17 protein-coding genes are annotated in these 23,910 nt (G+C 73.7%); 4 read left to right on the forward strand and 13 right to left on the reverse strand.

Annotation, left to right across the window (positions count from 1 at the left end; genetic code table 11):
* Positions 1-521: 521 nt before the first annotated feature.
* Positions 522-3,785: an SCO5717 family growth-regulating ATPase gene (locus tag ACSNOG_RS14850; RefSeq protein ID WP_436753113.1), complete on the forward strand. Its 3,264-nt coding sequence runs from the start codon at positions 522-524 to the stop codon at positions 3,783-3,785.
* Positions 3,786-3,892: 107 nt separating this feature from the next.
* On the opposite strand, the gene ACSNOG_RS14855 is transcribed toward ACSNOG_RS14850, so the two are convergent.
* The 9 genes from ACSNOG_RS14855 to rimP form a co-directional block, all read right to left on the reverse strand.
* The gene (locus ACSNOG_RS14855) at positions 3,893-4,852 is read right to left on the reverse strand and encodes a bifunctional riboflavin kinase/FAD synthetase (protein ID WP_436753114.1); all 960 of its coding nucleotides are present in this window, start codon (positions 4,850-4,852) and stop codon (positions 3,893-3,895) included.
* 51 nt (positions 4,853-4,903) lie between these two features.
* Complete coding sequence (locus ACSNOG_RS14860; protein ID WP_436753115.1) at positions 4,904-9,121, reverse strand: serine protease; 4,218 nt, start codon at positions 9,119-9,121, stop codon at positions 4,904-4,906.
* A 393-nt stretch (positions 9,122-9,514) separates the two neighbouring features.
* Complete coding sequence (truB, locus tag ACSNOG_RS14865) at positions 9,515-10,417, reverse strand: tRNA pseudouridine(55) synthase TruB (protein WP_436753116.1); 903 nt, start codon at positions 10,415-10,417, stop codon at positions 9,515-9,517.
* On the reverse strand, positions 10,414-10,869 hold the full coding sequence (gene rbfA / locus ACSNOG_RS14870; protein ID WP_436753117.1) for a 30S ribosome-binding factor RbfA: 456 nt from the start codon (positions 10,867-10,869) through the stop codon (positions 10,414-10,416). The genes truB and rbfA overlap by 4 nt, the downstream gene beginning before the upstream one ends.
* A gap of 51 nt (positions 10,870-10,920) precedes the next feature.
* Positions 10,921-11,217 carry a DUF503 domain-containing protein gene (locus ACSNOG_RS14875; protein ID WP_058046532.1) on the reverse strand — a complete coding sequence of 99 codons (297 nt, stop codon included), beginning with the start codon at positions 11,215-11,217 and terminating at the stop codon, positions 10,921-10,923.
* A gap of 135 nt (positions 11,218-11,352) precedes the next feature.
* Entirely contained in the window at positions 11,353-14,403 is a 3,051-nt protein-coding gene (gene infB, locus ACSNOG_RS14880; RefSeq protein ID WP_436753118.1) for a translation initiation factor IF-2, read from the reverse strand.
* Between the two features lie 183 nt (positions 14,404-14,586).
* Entirely contained in the window at positions 14,587-14,868 is a 282-nt protein-coding gene (locus ACSNOG_RS14885; protein WP_436753119.1) for a YlxR family protein, read from the reverse strand.
* Between the two features lie 116 nt (positions 14,869-14,984).
* Positions 14,985-15,986, reverse strand: a complete 1,002-nt coding sequence (gene nusA, locus ACSNOG_RS14890) for a transcription termination factor NusA (RefSeq protein ID WP_058046529.1) — start codon at positions 15,984-15,986, stop codon at positions 14,985-14,987.
* Positions 15,987-15,988: 2 nt separating this feature from the next.
* Entirely contained in the window at positions 15,989-16,534 is a 546-nt protein-coding gene (rimP, locus tag ACSNOG_RS14895) for a ribosome maturation factor RimP (protein ID WP_436753120.1), read from the reverse strand.
* Between the two features lie 169 nt (positions 16,535-16,703).
* On the opposite strand from rimP, the gene ACSNOG_RS14900 reads away from it, so the two are divergent.
* The 3 genes from ACSNOG_RS14900 to ACSNOG_RS14910 are packed head-to-tail and all read left to right on the forward strand — an operon-like array spanning position 16,704 to position 18,896.
* Entirely contained in the window at positions 16,704-17,429 is a 726-nt protein-coding gene (locus tag ACSNOG_RS14900) for a hypothetical protein (RefSeq protein WP_436753121.1), read from the forward strand.
* Positions 17,426-17,923: a ferritin-like domain-containing protein gene (locus ACSNOG_RS14905; protein WP_436753122.1), complete on the forward strand. Its 498-nt coding sequence runs from the start codon at positions 17,426-17,428 to the stop codon at positions 17,921-17,923. Before ACSNOG_RS14900 ends, ACSNOG_RS14905 begins: the two co-directional genes overlap by 4 nt.
* Positions 17,924-17,954: 31 nt before the next feature.
* Complete coding sequence (locus tag ACSNOG_RS14910; RefSeq protein ID WP_436753123.1) at positions 17,955-18,896, forward strand: aminoglycoside phosphotransferase family protein; 942 nt, start codon at positions 17,955-17,957, stop codon at positions 18,894-18,896.
* A gap of 309 nt (positions 18,897-19,205) precedes the next feature.
* Here ACSNOG_RS14910 and ACSNOG_RS14915 read toward each other — a convergent pair whose 3' ends face one another.
* The 4 genes from ACSNOG_RS14915 to ispG form a co-directional block, all read right to left on the reverse strand.
* Entirely contained in the window at positions 19,206-20,903 is a 1,698-nt protein-coding gene (locus ACSNOG_RS14915; protein ID WP_436753124.1) for a proline--tRNA ligase, read from the reverse strand.
* A gap of 119 nt (positions 20,904-21,022) precedes the next feature.
* Positions 21,023-21,556, reverse strand: a complete 534-nt coding sequence (locus ACSNOG_RS14920) for a GNAT family N-acetyltransferase (RefSeq protein WP_436753125.1) — start codon at positions 21,554-21,556, stop codon at positions 21,023-21,025.
* Positions 21,557-21,601: 45 nt separating this feature from the next.
* Complete coding sequence (locus ACSNOG_RS14925) at positions 21,602-22,447, reverse strand: GNAT family N-acetyltransferase (protein WP_436753126.1); 846 nt, start codon at positions 22,445-22,447, stop codon at positions 21,602-21,604.
* 199 nt (positions 22,448-22,646) lie between these two features.
* Positions 22,647-23,804, reverse strand: coding sequence for a flavodoxin-dependent (E)-4-hydroxy-3-methylbut-2-enyl-diphosphate synthase (gene ispG / locus ACSNOG_RS14930; protein ID WP_436753127.1), 1,158 nt, complete (start codon positions 23,802-23,804; stop codon positions 22,647-22,649).
* Positions 23,805-23,910 lie beyond the last annotated feature (106 nt).

Genomic DNA, 23,910 nt, shown 5'->3' on the forward strand with positions numbered 1-23,910 from the left:
GGCCTCATGCAGGGGCTGCTGCGGAGTATCCGCTGCCGGATCCTGCGGTGCGCCGTCGCCGTCGTTCGGAGGCTCGTTCGGCGGCATGGGCGAAATCGGGGGCGGGGGCGGGGGCGGCTGGACCATCAGCGCATACCTCTTGGGTGCGGGCCCGCCGCACGATCTGCCTCCCCCCGCGATCCGGGGAAAACGTATGGGCTATTCCGCCGGAAAGGAGCGAATCGGGCGCGGATCCCGCGCTGTTGTGACTCTCGAGCGGGAAATCTTTGTACCACCCGCCCCCCGTGCCCCACCGGTGCGGTTGCCACCACCCGTGGCCCCGGGCGGCGTGCGGGGCGGCCGGTGGGCCGGGGGCGGGCCTGCCCCGGCGGTGCGTATGACGATTAGGCTGGGCAGGTGTACGGACGGGGGACCGCATCGGCCTCCCCTGTCGCAAACGGGGGAGACCCGGGCGGTCGGACGACGGGAACGGTCGGGCCCGACAGGCACTTCATGGGCGCTAGACCACACCAGGAGGCAATGTGAGCAGCGATCGGGACGAGATCCGCGCAGGCGGGTCCGCAGCCGGCGGGGACCGGTCCGACGCCGGTCACGATCACGAGCCCGACACCATGGGCGAGTTCACCATCGACTACACGCCACCTGCCTGGTACACGCAGAACGCCTCTTCCGCAGCGGCTGCCACGGCGGGCCCGGGCGGCGCCGGGAGTGGCGCGCAGCAGCTTCCCCCTCCCCCGCCTTCGGGTGAACCGCTGGGGATGCCGTCTGCGGCGGCCGAGGCACAGAGCGACCGGGCCCAGGCAGCTTCCGGGGAGACCGCTGCGGCGGGCGAGGTGAAGAGCCCTGCCACGATGCGGTTCTCCGCGGCGGCGCTGCAGGACGAGATCGCAGCACGGGCCGCCGAGTCCGCATCGGCATCCGCGTCCGTATCCGGGCCGAGCGCGACGCCCGGCGGCGCGGAGAGCGTAAAGGCCGCCGGCGACGTCCCCGGGCAGGGCGCCACCGACGCCCCGGGTGACACGGACGCCGCGGCCCGGCACGAGGCCGGCGCCGGGCCTGCCGCAGCGCCGGAGTACGGGGCCGGCACGAGCACCGGTTCGGGAAGCCGTCACGACGCTGCCACGGGCCGGACAGAGGACGAAAGCACTTCTCCCGTCGCCGAGGCCTCTGCTGACGACCGGAAGGCCGGCCAGGGCCCCTCGGAGGGCTTGCACGGGGCTTCCGGGAACGACTCCGGGGCCGCGTCGGCCTCCGAAGGCGCGGACGCCTCCTCCGAGGGCGGGCACACCGCCCCGCGCCCCGCGGGCACCATGCGGTTCTCCGCTGCTGCCCTGCGCGACCGGGTTGCCGGGCGTACGGACGAGGAGCCGGCGGAAGCGGGCCAGGACGCGCAGGCGGCCGCGTGGGCCCCTCCGCCGGCCCCCCAGGCCGCGCTGCCTCCCCTCCCTCCGAACTTCGCCCCTGCGGCTCCGGCGCCGGACGCGCAGCAGCCTGCCGACATGCCTGCGCCGCCCCCCATGCCGCCGCAGGGCTTCCCGCCCGCCCCGGGCCCGCACGCCGCGGCGCTGCAGAGCGGTTCCGTTTCTGACGTGCCTGCCGTTTCTGACGTTCCGGCCGTTCCTGACGTGCAGCAGGCGCCCGCCGAGTCCGCGGCGGTCGCGCATGGGGCCACCGGTTCCACCGTCCCGCCGAACGGCCTGACGCCGACGCCCTACCCGTCGGCCTACCCGCCGGCGCCGCCCTTCCCGCAGCCCGAGGCCCAGGGCGCCCCCGTGCCGCCCGCGCTCGCCTCTCCCGCGCCGCAGGACGGCTACGGCTACCCGCGACCCGACGCGCACGGGGCGCCCGTACCCCCCGCGCTCGACGGCGCCCCGCGCCCCGAGGCCCAGGGCACGCCCGATAGCGCGCTCCCCGCTCCGTCCACGGCTGTTCCTGCCCCGCAGGACGGCTACGGGTACCCGCGGCCGGACGCGCATGGGGCGGCCGCCCCTGCGCCCGCTCCGGCGCCCCAGGCCTTCCCGGCACCGCAGGCACAGCCGCAGCCGCACCAGGCCGCTCCCGCCCTTCCTCCGGCGCCGGACGCCGCCGCCCCGGCGCCGCAGGGCCTCACCGGGCCGCAGGAGGCCCCCGCGCCGCCCGCTCCGAACGCCCTCGCACCGCAGGGCGGTTACGGCTACCCGCGCCCGGAGGCGCCCGCGCCCCAGGCGCCCGTGCCTCCCGCGCTCGACGGCGCCCCGCGCCCCGAGCCGCATGGGGCCCCGCTGCCGCCGGCTCCCGACGGCCTCCCACACCCCGACCCGCAGCAGGCACCTGCACCGGCCCCCGCGCCCCACACCGGCCCGCAGCAACTCCCGCACGCACAGAACGTCTTCGACGGCTCCCCCGCACTGCCGCCGGCGGTGCAGGCGCAGCAGGGCCCCACGGACGCGCATGAGGCAACAGCGGCACCGGCCCCTGCCCCCGCCCCGTACCCGTACGCCCCGTACCCCTACTCCGACGGCGCCGTGCCGCCTGCCGGGGACGGCGGCCAGGGCGGGGTGCCCGCCGACCCGCGTGCCGGCGGCTGGCCCACGGTGACGCCGGAGCAGCGGCAGCGTTCCGTGCACGGGGCCCCGCTGGGGTTCACCGCTTCCATGGAGCTGTCCTCGGAGCGGCTGCTGCGCAACAAGCCGAAGCCGAAGAAGCAGATCGCGAGCCCCCGGTTCAAGTTCGGGGGCAAGAAGGAGGAGGCGGAGCGGCAGCGCAAGCTGGAGCTGATCCGCACGCCCGTCCTCTCGTGCTACCGGATCGCCGTGATCAGCCTCAAGGGCGGCGTCGGCAAGACGACCACGACCACCGCCCTCGGTGCGACGCTCGCCAGCGAGCGCCAGGACAAGATCCTCGCGATCGACGCCAACCCCGACGCGGGCACCCTGGGCCGCCGTGTGCGGCGCGAGACGGGCGCGACGATCCGTGACCTCGTGTCGGCGATCCCGAGCCTGCACAGCTACATGGACATCCGCCGCTACACCTCGCAGGCGCCCTCCGGGCTGGAGATCATCGCCAACGACGTGGACCCGGCGGTCTCGACGACCTTCAACGACGAGGACTACCGGCGGGCGATAGACCTGCTGGGCCGTCAGTACCCGATCATCCTCACGGATTCGGGCACCGGTCTGCTCTACAGCGCCATGCGCGGCGTCCTCGACCTCGCCGACCAGTTGATCATCGTCTCGACGCCGTCCGTCGACGGCGCGAGCAGCGCCAGCACCACGCTCGACTGGCTCCACGCGCACGGCTACGCCGACCTCGTCTCCCGCAGCGTCACCGTCATCTCGGGGGTCCGCGAGACCGGAAAGATGATCAAGGTCGAGGACATCGTGTCCCACTTCGAGCAGCGCTGCCGCGGCGTGGTCGTCGTCCCGTTCGACGAGCACCTGGCGACCGGCGCCGAGGTCGACCTGGAGATGATGCGTCCGAAGACCCGCGAGGCCTACTTCAACCTCTCGGCGATGGTGGCGGAGGACTTCACCCGGGCCCAGCAGCAGCGCGGCGTATGGGGCGGGGAGCCGGCAGCCCAGCAGCAGCCGCAGCAGGCTGCCCCGGCCGCGCAGATGCCCGCCCAGTACGCCCCCGAGCAGGCCCAGCAGCCCGCTCAGCCGGCCCCCGCGCCGTACCACCCGTACGCGGCCCCGCAGGGCCCGTACGGCGGCGCTCAGCCGCCCCAGCAGCCGGGCCCGTACGCGCAGCCCGGCCAGCAGGGCCACCCGGGGCAGCCGGGCGGCTACGGCTACCCGCAGCAGTAGCCCGCACGGGCCGCGGAAGCGCGCCCACACCGGGCACACGACGAGGGGCCCCGGGCGGCGATTGCCGGCCGGGGCCCCTCATCACGTGCAGAACGTCTCGGCTGCCGTCAGGCCGCCGTCTTCTCGTGTGCGGCCACCAGGTCCCGTGCGCGCTTGACATCGCCCGCCATGCACAGCAGCAGCGCCTCGATGGACTCGAACTTCTCCATGCCACGCAGGTACGCGAGGAAGTCCACGGCCGCGTGGAGCCCGTAGAGGTCGAGGTCGGTCCGGTCGATGGCGTACGCCTCGACGGTGCGCTCCGTCGCGTCGAACTGGACGTTGGTGCCGACGGAGATGGCCGCGGGCATCGACTCGCCGCCGACGGTCAGCCAGCCGGCGTAGACGCCGTCGGCGGGGATCGCCGTGTGCGGCAGCGTCTCCACGTTGGCGGTGGGGTAACCCAGTTCACGGCCGCGCTGCGCGCCGCGGACCACGACGCCCTCGACGCGGTGCGGGCGGCCCAGGATCTCCATCGCGCCCGCCACGTCGCCCTCGGCGACCAGGCGCCGGGTCAGCGTGGAGGAGAACGGCTGCCCGCCGCCCGCCTCACCGCTCACGAACAGGTCGATGACCTCGACGCCGTAGTCGTACGTGGCACCGAGCTCCGCCAGGAAGTCGACGGTGCCCGCGGCACGGTGCCCGAAGCGGAAGTTGGGGCCCTCCACGACGAGCTTGGCGTGCAGCTTGTCGACGAGCACCTTCACCACGAAGTCGGCCGGCGAAAGCTTCGAGAACTCCGCCGTGAAGGGCAGGATCAGCACGGCGTCGACGCCCAGCTCGGCCATGAGCTCCGCGCGCCGGTGGTGCGGCGCCAGCAGCGGCGGGTGGCTGCCCGGCCGCACGACCTCGCTCGGGTGGGGGTCGAAGGTCACCACGACCGAGGGCACCCCGAGCTCGCGCGCCCGCTCCACGGCTCGCCCGATGATCAGTTGGTGCCCGCGGTGCACCCCGTCGTACGAGCCGATGGTGACGACGCTGCGCCCCCAGTCCTGGGGGATGTCCTCCAAGCCACGCCAGCGCTGCACTGTGCCCGCTCCTCGCCCGAACCCGAACTTTTGTCTGTCGATTACGCAGGACTAAGAGTGCCATGCCGGTTCTCGGCGCCCCGCATCGGCCGGTCCGGTCACTGTCAGGTCAGGCGCCCCGGCCTCGCCGGCGGGGCCCGCCGCGGCTGCGGGGCAGTCCGGCCCGGCCCAGGCGGTGAGCTTGATGCGCGCCCGCGGGCCGACCACGACGGCCCACTGGGCGGGTGCGGAGCGCAGCCAGCGCAGCACCTGTTCGCCGAAGACGGGGATCTCCCGGGACAGCTGCACCATGCGCCGGTCGAAGCAGGCCGCCCCCTCGGGGCTGCGGGCCATGAGCAGACCGGTGCGGTGCACGAGGTCGCGCGTGCGGGCCTCGGTGCGCTCCCCCGCCCCGGCCGCCACGGCGCGCAGCAGGGCGTCCAGGACGGTGACGTCGCGCTCGAAGGGCCCGTACTGCTCGCGCTCCAGCAGCACCTCCAGCAGCTCCTGGCGCAGGGGCCGCGACAGCGGCGTGCCGGGGAACGCCAGGACCGGGGCCAGGGCACGGCGCACCTGGGGCGGGCGGCTGCTGAGCAGGTGCACGACGAGGGGGAAGAGCACGGAGCGGGCCGCGGGGCCCTCTTCGAGCCGGCGGTCGACGAAGGCGGCGGCGAGCCCGGCGTCCTCGGGATGGTGCTCGACGTATTCCTGGACGAGGGCCGCGGCCCGGCGGGCGAGGGCCGGTGTGGTGACCTCGGCGAGGGTGCGCAGGACGTCCCCCGGCCCGTCCCCGCGGACGTACAGACGCGCGCGGTACGCCGCGAGGACGGGTTCGGGGTGCGTGGTCAGGGCCGGGGCCAGGGCGCCGGCCGGCAGGTGCGGGTCGCACTCGGCGAAGAGGGCGAGGGCCCGCTGGAGGTGCTTGGCGCGCGTCTCCGGGTCGCGGACGAGGAGGGCGAGCGCGGTGCCGTGCAGGGCGCCTTCCGCGGGGCGGGCGAGCAGGGCGAGCGCCGAGTAGCGCAGCAGCTCGCGGTCGGCGGCCGTGGTGACGTGCCGGGCGGCTTTGAGGGCGTACGCGGCGGCCGCCACGTGCCGCTCGATGCGGTCGTCGTGGGCCCACCGGTCCACGGCCCGGCAGATGGCGGACGGCTCGTCCTCGGCGAGGGCGGCGAGGAGTTCGTCGGCGCGCGGGTGCGCGGCGTCCACGAGCGCTTCGGCCAGATCGTCGACGGCACGGTGCCGGTGGGTGTGGAGCAGGACCTGGGCGGCGGTGGAGACCGTGAGCCTGAGGTGATCGCCGTACGGAGCGGCCTGCAGGGGGCGCTCGTCGGAGAACCACCGGCACAGCAGGGCCTGTGCGGCGTAGGGCTCCTCGGCGAGGACGGTCATGACGGCGGGCAGGAAGCGGTCGGTGTGCGGCGGCTGGGGCGCCTGGCGGGGCTGCTCCGGGCCGGGTGAGGAGCTCTCCAGCGCCTGGGCCTGGTACTGGGTCTGGCCGGGGGGCGGCGCGTCGGCGGGCAGCAGCAGGCGCAGCAGGTCCAGCCGCTCGGCGAGCCCGAGGGGCAGCCGGAGCCAGAACCAGGGACCGAACTCGGCGAGGCCGCCCAGGGAGCCCGTCGCCCCGCTGTCGAAACCGCCCAGGCTCAGCGAGCGGGTCGTCAGGCGCTCGGCGAGGAGGCGGAGGGCTCCCAGGTAGGGGGTGGCGTCCGGCACGCGCAGGAGGGTCTCGCCCAGGAGGTGTGCCGCCCACCAGGCGGGGTCGGGCAGCGCGGGGCGGCGCTCGTCGTCCGCACCGCCGGTCTGCTCGGACGGCGGGAGGGCGGCGACCGCGTCGACCAGGGCGCCGAGCCTGCGCGCGAGGGCGTCGGGGCCGGAACGGCGTGCCAGGAGCAGCAGGGCCTGCAGCACGGGGCCGATGCGGTGGCGGGGCACGGGAAGCGGCCTGCGGGCCCGCTGACGGGCGGCGCGGCGGCTGCGGCGGCGCGCCGCCGTCGAGCGCGGTGCGCGGCTTGAGCCGGGGGGCGGCGGCACGTGGCCCTCGATCGCCGGCCCCCCGCCCGGCCGCGACGGCAGCCGGGCGTCGTGCTCACCGGAGCCGCCCTCGGGCTCGTACCAGCGGTGGACGAGGGTGTGCAGGGCGGCGTCGAGGTCGAGGTGGGCGCCCTGCAGCCAGTCGGCGAACTCTTCGTGCGCGAAGCGGTAGCCGGTACCGGCCGGCACGAGCAGGCCCTCGGTGAGGACGGCGGAGGCCCAGCCGTTGCGCCACGGGAAGAGCTCCTCGAAGGCCTCGCGCTCCAGCTCCCCCTGCCCGGGGCCGAGGCAGCGCCGCGCCGCCTCGTGCACCTGCCCGGCCACGCGCGCGGAGAGCCTGCGCACCGCCGTGCCGCGCAGCGCGGGGCGGCGCCCGGCGGCCAGCCGTACGGCGATGCGCAGGCAGACCAGGTCCAGGTAGGCGGAGAAGATGTCCCAGCGGTCGGGGGGACGGGACCCGTCCTCGCCCGCCCGGCTGCCGGGCGCGGTGCCGTCCGGGAGCGCGGCGCGCACCTCGGAGAGCAGGCGGAGCGCGAGCGGGTGGGCGGCGTCCGCCTGGTGGATGGCGTCGGGCGGGATGCCGTAGAGGGCGCGGGCCCGCTCGGCCTGCAGGGGGCCCAGATCGGTCAGGCTGACGCAGGGTGGCAGGCTGCGCGGGGTGGCCGAGCCCGTCGACACGTGGAGCGCCTCGCGCGGGAAGAGGCCGCCCGCCGTCTCCCAGTGCTCCGGGCGGCAGGCGACGACGAGCCGCGCGGACGTCTCCTCCAGCCACTCGGCGGTCGCCGCGGTCCAGGCCGGCAGGGCGTGCGCGAGGACCGGGGGGACCTCCTCGGGGCCGTCGAGGACGACGAGGAGGGGCCGCCCCACGCGGTGCCCCAGCGCCGCCACGGCCTCCGGGGTGGCCTCGGCCGGGTCGCCCACCGTGCCGGCCGCCCCCGTGGACGCGGTGACAATCCGGGCGGCAGCCGCGAGGGCTCGCGCGATCGCGTCCCGCAGGCTGGTGTCGCCCTCCTCCAGGTCCGCACCCCGCAGCCAGAGAGTGGGGGCCGGTTCGGGGCCCCGTGCGCGGCGGGAGGCGAGCGAGAGGAGCTCGGTGGTGCGGCCCGTACCGGGTCCTCCCACGAGGCCGAGGACGGCCGCTGCAGGGCCGTCCGCCGCGTCCTCCGAAGCACCTGGCCCGTCCGGGCCATCCGGGTCGTCCGGATCCGGGGACCCGGCGGTCTCGGGCGGATCGGAGGGGTGGCGCGCGCCGGGCAGGTCGCCGATCCAGCGGCCGCCCGGGCCGCCGCCGGGGGTGCCGCGCCAGGCGCGCGCCGGGACGGTCACCACCAGCGCGCCCGGGGCCCCCGTGCCGCCCGGGCCGGGGCCCGGTTCCGGCACGGGTTCGTCGGGCGGCGGTTCGGGGGCGGGCGGATGGCCGCCGGCGTCCGGCATGCGTTCGCCGCCGTCCTCCGGGGCGCCGTCGTCGGCACCCGTGAGGCCGGCGGGCTCCTCGTCCGGCTCCAGGAAGCGGGCGAACTCCCTGGCGATCTCCGGCCGCTCCACGGGGTCGCGCCAGTCGCGCGCCGTGATGATCGGTCCCAGGGAGGTGGCCGTCAGCTGGAGGGCACCCGCCAGGTTGAGGTCGGGTCCGAAAGCGGGGACCGTGGCCGCGTTGCGCTCCAGGAGAGCCGCCAGGGAGCCGTCCGGCGCGGCAGCGGCTGCCGCACGGAGCGGGATCGCGAAACCTCCGGAGCGGCGCTCCGCATGGAGCGCGGTACCGAGGACGGCGACGACCGTCCCCGTACGGGCGTCGATGACCGGTCCGCCGGTGGCCTCCTCGCCGAGCCGCAGACCGTCGCGCTCTCCCAGGGAGAGCTCCACGGCGGCGTCGAGCAGGTGGAAGCGGTCCGTCGCCGTATAGGTGACGAGGGCCTCGCCGATGACCTGGGCGCGCTGCCAGTGGCCCGCCCGCAGCCGGACGTTCGCCCCGTCCTCGATGCGCTCGGCGGCGGCGACGGGCAGCGGGGCCACTCCGAGGCCCTCGGTGCGCACCAGCGCCAGGTCGCAGCCCGGCAGGGGGGTGACCGCATCGGCGCCCACCAGGCACGTACGGTCGCCCGGTGCCAGCAGCACCAGGCGCGCCAGGCCGTCGACGGCCTCGTGGCTGGTGATCATCGTGCCGCGGTCGTCGGCGATGAAGCCCGTACCGCGCGGCCTCCCGGCGAGGTCTCTGATGCGCACCAGGAACTCGTCCGCATCGGTCCGCCGACCGCTCATCCGCCGAACCTCCCCGCCGTGCATGTACCCCGACGGTAGGCAGCGGATGATCGGCAGGACCAGGTCGTCGCACGAACGCGCCCCCTTCCACACCCGCCATTCACTCCGAGCGCCTGCCCAATGGAGTGAATTGTGGGAACGGTGTGGATAGACGACTGACAGGAGGGGGATCGTGGGGCGGGAAGCAGCGGAAGCCGGCTCCCCGCCCCACGGTAGTGGGGCCAAAGACGGGGGGCCTTAGATGGGGGCCTGGATGGGGCGCCATAGGCGTCCGTTCAGCCCGTCCGTCCCCGGACAGCACGACGCCGCCACGCCCTGAAGGAATGGCGGCGACGGTGGCCGGGAGGCGGGACGCCGCGCCGAGGCGCCGCCCGCGCCCCCGGCGGGCCGGCTCTAGCCGAAGGCCGCCAGGCTCTTCGCCCGGCCGCCCTGGTTCTCCAGCAGGAGCAGGAAGCGCCCGTCCGGACCGAAGGCCGCGATCGGCCCCGTGGTGTCGAAGAGCGGGACGCGCACCCGTACGCCGTTGGCGAGCAGGCGCGCCTGCTCCTCCGTGACGTCCCAGCGCTGGAAGGCCGCGGCGGCCGCCTCGGCGACCGGCATGATCGTCAGCTCCTCCTGGAGCTGGTCCAGCGTGCGGGCCTCGCCCAGCCCGTACGGGCCGACGCGGGTGCGCCGCAGGGCGGTGAGGTGGCCCCCCACGCCCGTGTCCGCGCCCAGGTCGCGCGCGAGGGCCCGGACGTACGTCCCGGAGGAGCAGACGACGGAGACCAGCAGGTCCTGCACGGGGGTGCCGTCCGCGGCCTCCGCGGGGGTCACCGCGTGGACGGTGAACGACGAGACGGTCACCGGCCGGGCCGGGATCTCGAAGTCCTCGCCCTCGCGGGCCCGCTTGTACGAGCGCTTGCCGTCGATCTTGATCGCGCTGACCTTCGACGGCACCTGCATGATCGCGCCGGTGAGCTTGGCGACGCCCGCGTCGATCGCCTCACGGGTGACCGCGGAGGCGTCGGCCGAGGACGTGATGTCGCCCTCCGCGTCGTCCGTGACGGTGTTCTGCCCCAGGCGGATCGTCGCGACGTACTCCTTCTCGGTCAGCGCGAGGTGGCCGAGAAGCTTCGTCGCCCGCTCGATGCCGAGGACGAGGACGCCCGTCGCCATGGGGTCGAGCGTCCCCGCGTGCCCCACGCGGCGCGTCCGCGCGATGCCGCGCATCTTCGCGACGACGTCGTGCGAGGTGAAGCCGGCCGGCTTGTCGACGATGACGAGGCCGTCCGGCGGGGTCTCCTTGTGCTTCATTCGCCGGCAGCGTCCTTGTCGTCCTCGTCCTCGTCCGGCTTGCGGTACGGGTCGGCCTCGCCCGCGTACGCCGCGCCCGAGGACGCCTCGCGCACCTTGGCGTCGGAGGCCCGGGCCAGGTCGAGGAGGTCCTCGATGGTGCGGGCGTTCTCCGGCAGGGCGTCGGCCACGAACGTCAGGGTCGGCGTGAACTTGATGCCGGCCGCACGCCCGACCTCCGAGCGCAGGATGCCCTTGGCGCTCTCCAGGCCCGCGGCCGCGCTGGCGCGGTCCTCGTCGTCGCCGTAGACCGTGTAGAAGACCGTGGCCTCCCGCAGGTCGCCGGTGACCCGGGTGTCCGTGATGGTCACATGCGAGCCGAGCCGCGGGTCCTTGATTCCGCGCTGCAGCTTCTGGGCGATCACCTCGCGGATGAGGTCCGCCAGCCTTTTCGCACGCGCGTTGTCGGCCACTGGTCCGTCTCCTTCTTCTTGTCCATTGTGCTTGTGGCGCCGGTGACGCGCTCAGTCGTCGTGGTCGCCGTGGAACCGCCGCCTGACCGAGAGCAGCTCCACTTCGGGACGTGCGGCGACCCAGCGCTCGCAGCGGTCCAGTAGGTCGGTGAGGTGCCCCGCGTCCCCGGAGACCGCCGCCAGGCCGATTGTCGCCCGGCGGTAGAGGTCCTGGTCGCCGACCTCCGCCACGCTCACCGCGTACTTGCGGTGCAGCTCGGCGACGATCGGGCGGACGACGGAGCGCTTCTCCTTCAGCGACCGTACGTCGCCGAGGAGGAGGTCGAAGGACAGAGTCCCTGCATACATGCGTGACGGGTGAAGCCCACCCGGGAGGCGTGAGGTGTACCTGTGGTGTAGGGCTCTTCGAACCGTACACGCAACGGCCGGGGGCGATCGACGGAATATGCTCCGCCGACCGGCCCCGGGGTTGAGCTATGCGATTCAGCCGCGCGGCTTCTCGCGCATCTCGTACGTCGCGATGACGTCGTCGACCTTGATGTCGTTGAAGTTTCCGAGGTTGATACCACCCTCGAAGCCCTCGCGGATCTCGGTGACGTCGTCCTTGAAGCGACGCAGACCGACGATGTTGAGCTCCTCCGCGATGACCTTGCCGTCGCGGATGAGGCGCGCCTTGGTGTTGCGCTTGACCTCGCCGGAGCGGATGAGGACACCCGCGATGTTGCCCAGCTTGGACGAGCGGAAGATCTCGCGGATCTCCGCCGTACCCAGCTCGACCTCTTCGTACTCCGGCTTCAGCATGCCCTTGAGGGCCGCCTCGATCTCCTCGATCGCCTGGTAGATGACCGAGTAGTACCGGACGTCGACGCCCTCGCGCTCGGCCATCTGCGTGGCACGGCCCTCGGCGCGGACGTTGAAGCCGATGACGATGGCGTCGGAGCCGGTCGCCAGGTTGATGTCGGACTCGGTGACCGCACCCACGCCGCGGTGCAGCACGCGGATGTCGACCTCCTCGCCCACATCGAGCTGGAGCAGCGAGGACTCGAGAGCCTCCACCGAACCGGACGCGTCACCCTTGATGATGATGTTGAGGTCCTGGACCAGACCGGCCTTGAGCACCTTGTCGAGGTCCTCGAGGGAGACCCGGCGGGTGCGCTTGGCGAAGGCGGCGTTGCGCTCGCGCGCAGCGCGCTTCTCGGCGATCTGGCGTGCCGTGCGGTCCTCGTCGACGACGAGGAAGTTGTCGCCGGCGCCCGGGACGTTGGTGAGACCGAGGACGAGGACGGGGGTCGACGGACCCGCTTCCTCGACGTTCTGGCCCTTGTCGTCGAGCATGGCGCGGACACGGCCGTAGGCGTCACCGGCGACCATCGTGTCACCGACGCGGAGGGTACCGCGCTGGACGAGCACGGTGGCCACGGCGCCGCGACCGCGGTCGAGGTGGGCCTCGATCGCAATACCCTGCGCGTCCTGCTCCGCGTTGGCGCGCAGGTCGAGCGCGGCGTCGGCGGTGAGGACGACGGCCTCGAGCAGCTTGTCGATGTTCAGACCCTGCTTGGCGGAGATGTCGACGAACATCGTGTCGCCGCCGTACTCCTCGGCCACCAGACCGAACTCGGTGAGCTGACCGCGCACCTTCGTCGGGTCGGCGCCCTCGACGTCGATCTTGTTGACCGCGACCACGATCGGCACGTCGGCCGCCTTGGCGTGGTTCAGGGCCTCGATCGTCTGCGGCATGACACCGTCGTTGGCCGCCACCACGAGGATCGCGATGTCGGTCGACTTCGCACCACGGGCACGCATGGCGGTGAACGCCTCGTGACCCGGGGTGTCGATGAAGGTGATCTTGCGCTCTTCGTCGTTGACGTCGGTGGAGACCTGGTAGGCACCGATGTGCTGGGTGATGCCGCCGGCCTCGCCCGCGACCACGTTGGTCTTGCGGATGGCGTCGAGCAGTCGCGTCTTACCGTGGTCGACGTGACCCATGACGGTCACGACCGGCGGACGCGCGACGAGCATCTCCTCGCCGCCCTCGTTCTCACCGAACTCGATGTCGAACGACTCGAGCAGCTCGCGGTCCTCCTCCTCGGGGCTCACGATCTGAACGGTGTAGTTCATCTCGCCGCCGAGGAGCTGCAGCGTCTCGTCCGAGACGGACTGCGTGGCCGTGACCATCTCGCCGAGGTTCATCATCACGGCGACGAGGGACGCCGGGTTGGCGCCGATCTTCTCCGCGAAGTCGGTGAGGGAGGCACCGCGCGACAGGCGAATGCTCTCGCCGTTGCCGCGGGGCAGCATCACGCCGCCGACGGACGGGGCCTGCATGGCCTCGTACTCCTGGCGCCGCTGACGCTTGGACTTGCGGCCACGACGGGCCGGACCGCCGGGACGGCCGAAGGCGCCCTGCGTGCCACCACGGGCACCCGGACCGCCGGGACGGCCACCGAAACCGGGACGACCGCCACCGAAGCCGCCGCCACCGCCACCGGGGCCACCGCCACCGGGACGACCGGCGAAGCCGCCGCCGCCACCGGGACGACCGCCGCCGCCGGGACCGGCCGGACGACCGGCGAAGCCCGGACGACCGGCACCGCCGCCGGGACGACCCGCGCCGCCGCCGGGACCGCGACCGCCGCCACCGGGGCCCGGACGCGGGCCGGCAGCCGGACGCTGCGGCATCATGCCCGGGTTCGGGCGGTTGCCGGAGGGAGCGCCACCGGGACGCGGGGCGCCACCGGGGGCACCCTGCGGACGGGGCATGCCGCCCGGGGTCGGACGGGCGCCGCCCGGACCCTGCGGACGGGGAGCACCGCCGGGGCCGCCCTGCGGACGCGGAGCGCCCGGGGCACCCTGACCACCGGGACGCGGGGCGCCACCGGGACGGGGGGCCTGCGGACGGGCCATGCCCGTGGAGCCACCGGAGGTGAAGGGGTTGTTGCCCGGACGGGGACCGGCCGGACGGGCGCCACCGGGACGCGGGGCGCGCTCGCCCGCACCACCGGGACGCGGACCGCGCTCGGGGCGGCCGCCGTCACGCTGGCCGGCCGGACCGGGGCGGGCGCCGCCGGGACGCGGGCCGGGCGTCGCGCCGGGGCGCGGCGCGGACGGACCCTGCGGCTGGGCCGGCGCCGGAGCGGAGAACTCCGCAGCGGGCACCGGGGTGACCGGGGCCGGCTTGGCCGGGGCCGCCGGGGCAGGCTTGGGACCCGGGCGCGGGCCGGGGGTCGGCGCGGCCTGGGACGGCTTGGGGGCAGCTGCCTCCGCCGCCGGCTTGGGGGCGGCGGGACGGGGCGCACCCGGAGTGGGGGCACCCGGCTTGGGGGCCGCGGACTTGCGCGGCGCCGCGGGCTTCGCACCGGGCTTGCCGGCGCCGCCGGGTCCCTGCAGTGCGTCAGTCAGTTTGCGGACAACCGGCGCCTCGATCGTCGAGGACGCCGAACGGACGAATTCACCAAGTTCTTGGAGCTTGGCCATGACGACCTTGCTCTCCACTCCGAACTCCTTGGCGAGTTCGTATACCCGGACCTTAGCCACTTCGCTCCTTCTAGGTCCGGGGTGTCCACCGGACCGTCGCTACTTCATGGGCGTACTCATCGCGTACTCATCGAGTGCTCATCGCAATCTCGACCTACTTCCAACTCGCGAGGTACCTGACCGCACGGTTACCCGTGCCGTGCTTCTTACAGTGGGGCCATACCCCGCACACGCGGGGCCGAACTACTGCGCTTCGATCTGTTCGATGCACCGGCGGAGCTCCGCCGTATCGAGCGGCCCCGGGCTTTTGAAGGCCCTGGGAAACGCCCGGCGGCGGACCGCCAGGTCGAGACAGACCAGTGTGGGGTGCACGGAAGCACCCCGGCCGGGCAGCGTACCGCGAGGGTCGGGGACGCAGGCGCCCTCGATCATCACGATCCGCAGCAGATCGCCCTTGGCCGCTCGCTCCCGGCATCCCACGCAGGTTCGCTCAGGGCATGCGCGGGCATGCGTCCGGCCAGACACTCTTCAGTCTACCTCCCCGCGCCCACCCCGCCCCTGGGGGGCCGTGATCGGGCACGTATGCGTTTCGGCCACGATGCCGGGGCCCGCGTGTGCGGACCCCGGTGTCATGAACGTGATCAGGCTCGGCCGGATTCCCGGTCGGGCTGCTCGGTGTCCGGGCGGATGTCGATGCGCCACCCGGTGAGCCGCGCGGCCAGGCGGGCGTTCTGGCCCTCCTTGCCGATGGCCAGCGACAGCTGGTAGTCGGGCACGGTCACCCGGGCGGAGCGCGCGGCGAGGTCCACGACCTCGACCTTGCTCACCCGCGCGGGGGACAGGGCGTGCGCCACCAGCTCGGCGGGGTCGTCCGACCAGTCGACGATGTCGATCTTCTCGCCGTGCAGCTCCGCCATCACGTTGCGCACCCGGCCGCCCATGGGGCCGATGCAGGCGCCCTTGGCGTTGAGGCCCGAGCGCGTGGAGCGGACCGCGATCTTGGTGCGGTGGCCGGCCTCGCGCGCGATGGCGGCGATCTCCACCGAGCCGTCCGCGATCTCCGGCACCTCGAGGGCGAACAGCTTCTTGACCAGATTCGGGTGGGTGCGCGAGAGCGTGACGGACGGGCCGCGCACGCCCTTCGCCACCCGTACGACGTACGTGCGCAGGCGCGTGCCGTGCTTGTACTCCTCGCCGGGGACCTGCTCCTGCACCGGCAGGATGGCCTCCAGCTTGCCGATGTCCACGAGGACGTTCTTCGGGTCCTTGCCCTGCTGGACGATGCCCGCGACGACGTCGCCCTCACGGCCCGCGAACTCGCCGAAAGTGATCTCGTCCTCGGCGTCGCGCAGACGCTGGAGGATGACCTGCTTGGCGGTGGTCGCGGCGATCCGGCCGAAACCCGACGGCGTGTCGTCGAACTCGCGGGGCTCCTCGCCCTCCTCCAGGTCCTGCGGGTCCTCCTTGGCCCACACCGTCACGTGGCCGGTGCCGCGGTCCAGCTCCACGCGGGCGCGGCGGCGGCTCCCCTCGGTGCGGTGGTAGGCGATGAGGAGGGCCGACTCGATCGCCTCGACCAGCAGGTCGAAGGAGATCTCCTTCTCTCGCACCAGACCCCGCAGGGCACTCATGTCGATGTCCACGGCTACGCCTCCTCTTGGCTCTCGTCGGTTTCATCGGCGGCCTCTGCCGCCGTGTCTGCGGTCTTCTCCGCGGCCTTGCGGTTGAACTCGATCTCCACGCGGGCCTTGGCGATCTCGCCGAAGGCCAGTCGCCGCGCAGTGGGCTTGCGGCCCTTGACCCCGGGGACCTCCATGTCCAGCCCCTCGTCGTCCACCGCGACGATGCGCGCGACCAGCTCGCCGCCCTCGGTGAGCTGCGCCTTGATCAGACGGCCGGTGGCACGCACGTAGTGCCGGTGCTCGGTCAGGGGGCGGTCGGCGCCGGGGGAGGTGACTTCCAGAACGTACGGGGCGCCGCCCATGGCGTCCGTCTCGTCGAGCTTCTCGGAGACGGCGCGGCTGACTTCCGCGCACTCGTCCAGCTCGACGCCCGCATCGGAGTCCACCACGATGCGCAGCACACGCCGCTTGCCCGCCGTGGTCACCTCGATCTCTTCCAGATCCAGCTCCCGCGCGCTCACGAGAGGGGCCAGCAGCTCGCGCAGCCGCTCGCTCTGGGTGGTGCTCATCCGGGTGACTCCTCGGCCGCGTGTGCTGTTGTGGGAAAGTCGCGTGTCAGGTCAAAGCCTATCTGTTCCGGCAGCCGACTGACGATTCGGTGCCTCGTCCGCGGCCATCGGGTGGCGCGCCGGTACGCTCACGTGCGGTGATCATGACGGGACCGGCGGAAAGAGGATCGTGGCGTTCACGACGACGACGCGGGGCCCTGCCGGCCCGCACCGACGCAGGGTACTGGCAGGGGGCGCCGCGGTTCTGCTGGGCGCCGGCGCCGGGGGGCTGCTGACCGGCTGTTCCGGCGCCTCGGGGGCGCCCGCGGGGCCTTCCGCCACGGAGCGGCTGCGCGCCGCCGCGGGGCGCGCCTCCATGCAGTTGCTCGCGCGCTACGACGCCACGATCGCGGTGCACGGGGGGCTCGCGGAGCGGCTGCGGCCGCTGCGGGAGGAGGTGGCGCGCCATGCGGAGGCCTTCGGCGCGTCGCGGGGGGCGCCGGACGGGCCGCACGGGGCGGGGAGCCCGTCGCATGGGGCCTCGGCCTCCCCTGAGTCGTCGTCAACCGGGTCACCGTCTTCCGGGCCACCGTCCTCCGGGTCGTCGCCCTCGGAGTCATCGTCACCCGAGTCGCCGTCACCCGAATCGCCATCGCCCGAGTCGTCGTCCTCCGGGTCGTCGTCCTCTCCGGCTGCTCCGGGAGCATCCGCCCCGGGCGCGTCCGCTTCCCCGCGTGCGGACGACGTACCGGGCGACGAGAAGGCGGCCCTGGCCGCACTGGCCGATGCCGAACGGCGCACGGCGGACGACCGCACGGCGGCCCTCCGCTCCGCCCCGCCCGAACTGGCCCGGCTGCTCGCCTCCGTGGCCGCCGCGGGCGCGGCCCACGCATACCTGCTCAGGAGTGACGCATGACGGAGACGGCGAGCACCCGGGCGCCCGAGGATCCCGCCGTGCGGCAGGCGCTCCAGGCGGCCCAGGCCGCGCTCGGGGCCGAGCACGCCGCCGTGTACGGCTACGGAGTCGTCGGCGCGCGCGTGGCGCAGGAACGGGCCGCGGAGGCGCGCGAGGCCTACGACGCGCACCGCGCGCGACGGGACGCGATGAGCCGGGCGGTACGGGACCTGGGCGGCGTGCCTGAGGCCGCGGCCGCCGGGTACGCGCTGCCGTTCCCCGTCACGGACGCGGACGCCGCCGTGCGGCTGGCGGCGGAACTGGAGGCGCGCGTCGCGGCCGTGTACGCCGATCTCGTGGCAGCCGCCCGCGGCGACCTGCGGCTCGAGGCGGCGGGCGGACTGCGCGAGGCGGCAGTGCGCGCCGTGCGCTGGCGCGGTGGCGGCGTAGCCTTCCCTGGGCTCACGGAGCGGACCGCTCCGGCCACGCCCAGCGGTTCACCCGACCGCCCCTGACCGGCGAGGACGAAAAGGACAGCACAGGGATATGAGCAACGCCGACGACCGCTTCGCACCCCCGGAGCGGCTGGTGCGGACCCTGGGCTCCGGGCCGGCGGAGGGGGCGGAGCACCAGTGGCTCGCCTCGCTGCCGGAGCGGGTGCACCGGTTCGCGGAGCGCTGGGAGCTGGCCCCGGAGCGGGTGCACGTACCCGGCGGGCGGAGCAGCGTCGTCGTCCTCGCGCACCGGGCCGACGGCACGGGGGCCGTACTGAAGCTCGAAGTACCGGGAGAGGCCGCCGCACTGGAAGGTGCGGCACTGGCGCAGTGGAACGGCCTGGGGGCGGCCCGGGTGCTGGAGGCGGAGCCCGCAGAGGGTGCGCTCCTCCTGGAGCGGCTGCGGGCCGGTGTGAGCCTGCGGTCCCTGGCGGAGCAGAAGGCCGTCTTGGAGGCCACGGCGACGTTGCAACGCCTCTGGGTGCGTCCGGCGGATGACCACCCGTTCACTTCGGTGGCCGACCACACGCTGGAGCTCGCGCGCGCCATGCGGGAGCGGCGCGACGAGCCGTGGGCGACCGACGCGCGGGCCGTCGTCGACGAGGCCCTGGAGCTGCGGGACGCCCTGGCGGCCGACGCCGGCGCCGGCACCGAAGAGCCGGTGTCCTTGCTGCACGGTCGCTACGAGCAGGGCAAGGTGCTGGCGGGCGAGCGGGCCCCCTGGCTGGCCGTCGGCCCCAGGCCCCTGGTGGGCGAGCGGGCTTACGACCTGGCGTGGCTCGCCCGCGACCGGGTCGACACCCTGATGGCCTCCCCCGGTGCTGCAGCCATTGCCCGGCGGCGCGTGGCCAAGCTCGCCGACGCCCTGGACGTCGACCGCGACCGGCTGCGCGGCTGGACCCTCTTCCGCACGGCGGAGGCGGGCATACGCGAACTCGCGCACGGGGCCCGCGCACGGGGCGAACTCCTGCTGGAGTTCGCGGGCATGCTCTGACGGGGTGCCGCCCCGTGGGGCGGGCGCCCGCCCCATGCGGGACCCGCCTCTTGCGGCCCCATGCGCGGGTCCCCGCCCCATGCGGGCCAATCTCCGCCCCGTGCGGGGTCAACCTCCGCCCCATGCGGGCTCCGTCCCCGCCCCATGCGGGCCAATCTCCGCCTCATGCGGGCTCCGTCCCCGCCCCATGCAGGCCTCTGCGCCGCCCCATGCGGGGCCACCGGAGCGGCGGTGCTCCGGGCCCCGTGCAGGCCGCGCTTCCGCCCCATGCGGCCGGGGCGCATGTCCCCGACCGCCCCTGGCGGGTCGTCAGCGGCGCGTGCTCAGCCGCTCGATGGCCTCGGCGACCGGCAGCTCTTCGCGGGTGCCCGTGCGCCGGTCCTTCAGCTCTACGAGCCCCTGGGGCGCTCCGCGGCCGACGACCAGGATCTCCGGGATGCCGATCAGTTCGGCGTCGGTGAACTTCACGCCCGGGGAGACGCCGGTGCGGTCGTCGACGAGGACCCGGACGCCCGCCGAGCCGAGCTTGTCCGCGAGTTCCAGGGCGAGTTCGGTCTGGACGGCCTTGCCCGCAGCGACGATGTGCACGTCCGCGGGAGCGACCTCACGGGGCCAGCACAGGCCGGACTCGTCGTGCGTCTGCTCGGCGAGGGCCGCCACGGCGCGGGAGACGCCGATGCCGTAGGAACCCATGGTGACGCGGACCGGCTTGCCGTTCTGCCCGAGGACATCGAGCCCGAATGCGTCGGCGTACTTGCGGCCCAGCTGGAAGATGTGGCCGATCTCGATCGCCCGGCCGATCTCCAGGCCGGCCCCGCAGCGGGGGCAGGGGTCGCCCGGCTCGACCACGACCACGTCGAGGTACTGGTCCACCTCGAAGTCCCGTCCGCACACCACGTTGCGGGCATGCTTGCCGGGCTTGTTGGCGCCGGTGATCCATGCGGTGCCGGGCGCCACGCGCGGGTCGGCGATGTAGCGCAGCTTAAGGCCCTGCGGGCCGACGTAGCCCCGTACGAGCTCGGGCCGGTCCGCGAAGTCCTCGGCGGTGACCAGCTCGACGACGGCGGGCGCCAGGTGCTCCCCCAGCTTGCCGAGGTCGACCTCGCGGTTGCCGGGCACGCCGACGGCGGTGATCTCGCCGTCGACCTTGACGAGGAGGTTCTTCAGCGTCGCGGAGGCCGGCACGCCGAGGTGGGCGGCGAGGGTCTCGATGGTGGGCGTGTCGGGCGTGTCCAGTTCCTCGACCGCGCCGTGGGCCACGGTGTCGCAGGGGCTCACGGCTACGGTGACGGCTTCGGTGTTGGCGGCGTAGTCGCACGCGGGGCAGTCCACGAAGGTGTCCTCGCCGGCCGCGGCGGGGGCCAGGAACTCCTCCGACGCGGAGCCGCCCATGGCGCCCGAGACGGCGGAGACGACGCGGTAGTCGAGCCCCAGGCGCTCGAAGATGCGCGTGTACGCCTCGCGGTGCAGGCGGTAGGACTCGGCGAGGCCTTCGTCAGTGGTGTCGAAGGAGTAGGAGTCCTTCATCTGGAACTCGCGCCCGCGCAGCACGCCGGAGCGGGGCCGGGCCTCGTCCCGGTACTTGGTCTGGATCTGGTAGAGGATCACGGGCAGGTCCTTGTAGGACGTGCACTGGTCCTTGACCGTGAGGGTGAAGATCTCCTCGTGCGTGGGGCCGAGCAGGTAATCGGCGCCCTTGCGGTCCTTGAGGCGGAACAGAAGGTCGCCGTACTCCTCCCAGCGCCCGCTCGCCTCGTAGGGCTCCTTGGGCAGCAGGGCGGGCAGGAGGACCTCCTGGCCCCCGATGGCGTCCATTTCCTCGCGCACCACGCGGGAGACGTTCTCCAGCACCTTCTTGCCGAGCGGCAGCCAGGTCCAGACACCGGCGGAGGAGCGTCGGACGTACCCGGCGCGGACCAGCAGCTTGTGGCTGGCGGTCTCCGCGTCGGCCGGGTCGTCGCGCAGTGTCTTCAGCAGCGTGGTGGACATGCGCTGGACATGGGCCATCGTTGGTCTCCTGGCAGGGCGTAGGGAATGGTCAGGAGATTAGCGGCAGCCGGCGCCACGCTGAAACGAGTTCTCGCACGGGGCGGTCCGCCCGGGGCGCCGAAGGCGGCCCCGCGGGCTCACCCCAGTAGCGGCAGCGGGGCCCCCATCACCACGTACGGGCTCTGCGCGCTGGGGAAGTGCACGGGGCGGGCCAGGTCGCGGTAGCCGAGCCTGCGGTAGAGGGCGCGGGCGGGGGACTCGGTGTCGATGGCGGAGAGGATCGAGCGCGGCTCGGCGGCGGCGTCGGTGATGGTGGTGATCAGTGCCCGCCCGATGCCCCGTTTCTGGAAGTCGGGGTGGACGTGCAGCTCCGTGATGACGAAGGAGTCGTCGAGCCAACCCTCGCTGCCCGTGGCGCGCAAGTAGGGCTCGACGATGCCCGACCACCAGTGGCTGCGGTCGTTGGGCATCCCGTAGACGAAGCCGACGAGGCGCCCCCCGCGGGCGGTCGCCCCGAGGGCGCGGGCGCCACGGGAGGCCAGGTGGCGCAGCACGATGTGGCGCCGTACGGCGACCTCTTCCGCGGTGAGCCCGAAGGCCAGTGCCTGCACGGCCAGCGCGTCGTCGACCCGCGCGGCGAGGTCGAGCGGCCCGACCACGATGTCATCCATGCGGGGAGGCTACCCGCACGCTCCCCGCGCACGGGGCCCGGCGGCTCAGAACAGCACGCTCATGAACGCGCCGGTCTCCTCGAAGCCGACGCGCCGGTAGGCGGCCCGGGCCGCGGTGTTGAAGTCGTTGACGTAGAGGCTGACGACGGGCGACACCTCGGACAGGGCGTAGCGCAGGACGGCCGCCATGCCGGTCACGGACAGGCCGCGGCCGCGGTACTCGGGGGCGACCCAGACGCCCTGGATCTGGCAGGCGTGGGGCGTCGCGGCGCCGATCTCGGCCTTGAAGACGACGCGTCCGTCCTCGATGCGGGCGAAGGAGCGGCCGGAGCCCACGAGCTCGGCGACGCGGGCCTGGTACAGGAGCCCGCCGTCCCCGGCGAGCGGGGAGACACCGACCTCTTCGGTGAACATGGCCACGCAGGCCGGCATGATCACTTCCATCTCGTCCTTGCGGATGCGGCGGACGAGGGGGTCGGGCTCGACGTCGGCGGGCATGGAGCGGGTGACCATGAGGGGCTGGTGGCCGCGGACCTCGCGCGCGGGGCCCCAGTGGGGCTCCAGGAGCGACCAGAGCGCGGACGTGGCCTCCGCGGGGCCCACGATGGAGGAGCAGCGGCGCCCCGAGCGGCGCGCGCGGTCGGCGAAGGCCCGTACGGCCTCGGGGCCCGCGCAGATGGGAACGAGGTTGGCGCCGGCGTAGCAGAGGGACTCCAGGCGGCCGCCCGAGTACCAGCCCCACATCTCGCCGCCGAGCCGCCAGGGGTCGAGGCCCGCGACCTGGACGCGGGCGGCCACGAAGGCGTTGGCGACGGGATCGCGGTCGAGGACGTCGAGAGCGGCCTCGATGTCGCCGGGCTCCAGGACCTTGGTGGTGGTCGTCGTCAGCACGTGTGGTTTTGCCTCACCGTCGCGGGGCCCGAGGCCATGGGAACAGGTCTTGGAACTGTACCTCTCAGCCTCCTGGACGCACCCCCGTGCGGCCGCACGGGGCGGAAGCAGCAGCGCCCCGCCCCGTGCTGGACGGGAGGCGGGGCGCTACGGGCACGCACTGCGGTGCGCGTGGGCGCACGGGGCGCGGGGGCAGCGGTCAGCCGGCGACGCTGATCTTGGGCTCGCCGGAGGCGACGCCGTCCTTCTCCATCTGCTCGGCGATCTTCATTGCTTCTTCGATGAGGGTCTCCACGATCTTCGACTCCGGCACGGTCTTGATGACCTCGCCCTTGACGAAGATCTGCCCCTTGCCATTACCCGAGGCGACACCCAGATCCGCCTCACGCGCCTCACCCGGACCGTTCACGACACAGCCCATCACCGCGACGCGCAGCGGCACCTCCATGCCCTCAAGCCCCGCACTGACCTGATCCGCGAGCTTGTACACATCCACCTGCGCACGACCGCAGGACGGGCACGAGACGATCTCCAGACGACGCTGACGCAGCCCCAGCGACTCCAGGATCTGCATACCGACCTTGATCTCCTCCGCCGGCGGAGCCGACAGCGAGACACGGATGGTGTCACCGATACCCTCCGACAGCAGCGCACCGAACGCCACCGCCGACTTGATCGTCCCCTGGAACGCCGGACCCGCCTCGGTCACCCCCAGATGCAGCGGGTAATCGCACTGCGCCGCCAGCAGACGGTACGCGTTGACCATCACCACCGGGTCGTTGTGCTTCACCGAGATCTTGATGTCCCGGAAACCGTGCTCCTCGAACAGCGACGCCTCCCACAGCGCCGACTCCACCAGCGCCTCCGGCGTCGCCTTCCCGTACTTCTGCAGCAGACGCCGGTCCAGCGACCCCGCGTTCACCCCGATACGAATCGGCGTCCCCGCATCCGAAGCCGCCTTCGCGATCTCCTTGACCTTGTCGTCGAACTGCTTGATGTTCCCCGGGTTCACCCGCACCGCAGCACACCCCGCATCGATCGCCGCGAAGACATACTTCGGCTGGAAGTGAATGTCCGCGATCACCGGGATCTGCGACTTCTTCGCGATCACCGGCAGCGCATCCGCATCATCCTGCGTAGGACACGCCACCCGCACGATCTGGCAACCCGACGCCGTCAGCTCCGCGATCTGCTGGAGCGTGGCCCCGATGTCCGACGTCCGGGTCGTCGTCATCGACTGCACCGAAACCGGCGCGTCGCCTCCGACGGCCACGGAGCCGACCTGGATCTTGCGGCTGACCCTGCGGTCGGCGAGCTTGATCGGAACGGAAGGCATTCCAAGCGAAATCGCAGTCATGTGGCGAGCAACCCCAAGGTGTGAATCAAGGTCCCGAGATCGGCGGGCTCCGCTTCGAGATTACGGCACCCGATCCGTTCGAAGCACATCCCGTCGCGGAGACCCC

The organism is Streptomyces sp. URMC 124, from assembly GCF_051386455.1.
In the GTDB taxonomy this organism is placed as follows: Bacteria; Actinomycetota; Actinomycetes; order Streptomycetales; family Streptomycetaceae; genus Streptomyces.

Excerpts from the sequence above, each read along its gene's own strand:
- ACSNOG_RS14860 (WP_436753115.1), bottom strand. The coding sequence starts at position 9,121 with ATGAGCGGTCGGCGGACCGATGCGGACGAGTTCCTGGTGCGCATCAGA.
- truB (WP_436753116.1), bottom strand. The coding sequence starts at position 10,417 with ATGAAGCACAAGGAGACCCCGCCGGACGGCCTCGTCATCGTCGACAAG.
- ACSNOG_RS14875 (WP_058046532.1), bottom strand. The coding sequence starts at position 11,217 with ATGTATGCAGGGACTCTGTCCTTCGACCTCCTCCTCGGCGACGTACGG.
- rimP (WP_436753120.1), bottom strand. The coding sequence starts at position 16,534 with ATGAGCACCACCCAGAGCGAGCGGCTGCGCGAGCTGCTGGCCCCTCTC.
- ACSNOG_RS14905 (WP_436753122.1), top strand. The coding sequence starts at position 17,426 with ATGACGGAGACGGCGAGCACCCGGGCGCCCGAGGATCCCGCCGTGCGG.
- ACSNOG_RS14910 (WP_436753123.1), top strand. The coding sequence starts at position 17,955 with ATGAGCAACGCCGACGACCGCTTCGCACCCCCGGAGCGGCTGGTGCGG.
- ACSNOG_RS14915 (WP_436753124.1), bottom strand. The coding sequence starts at position 20,903 with ATGGCCCATGTCCAGCGCATGTCCACCACGCTGCTGAAGACACTGCGC.
- ACSNOG_RS14920 (WP_436753125.1), bottom strand. The coding sequence starts at position 21,556 with ATGGATGACATCGTGGTCGGGCCGCTCGACCTCGCCGCGCGGGTCGAC.
- ispG (WP_436753127.1), bottom strand. The coding sequence starts at position 23,804 with ATGACTGCGATTTCGCTTGGAATGCCTTCCGTTCCGATCAAGCTCGCC.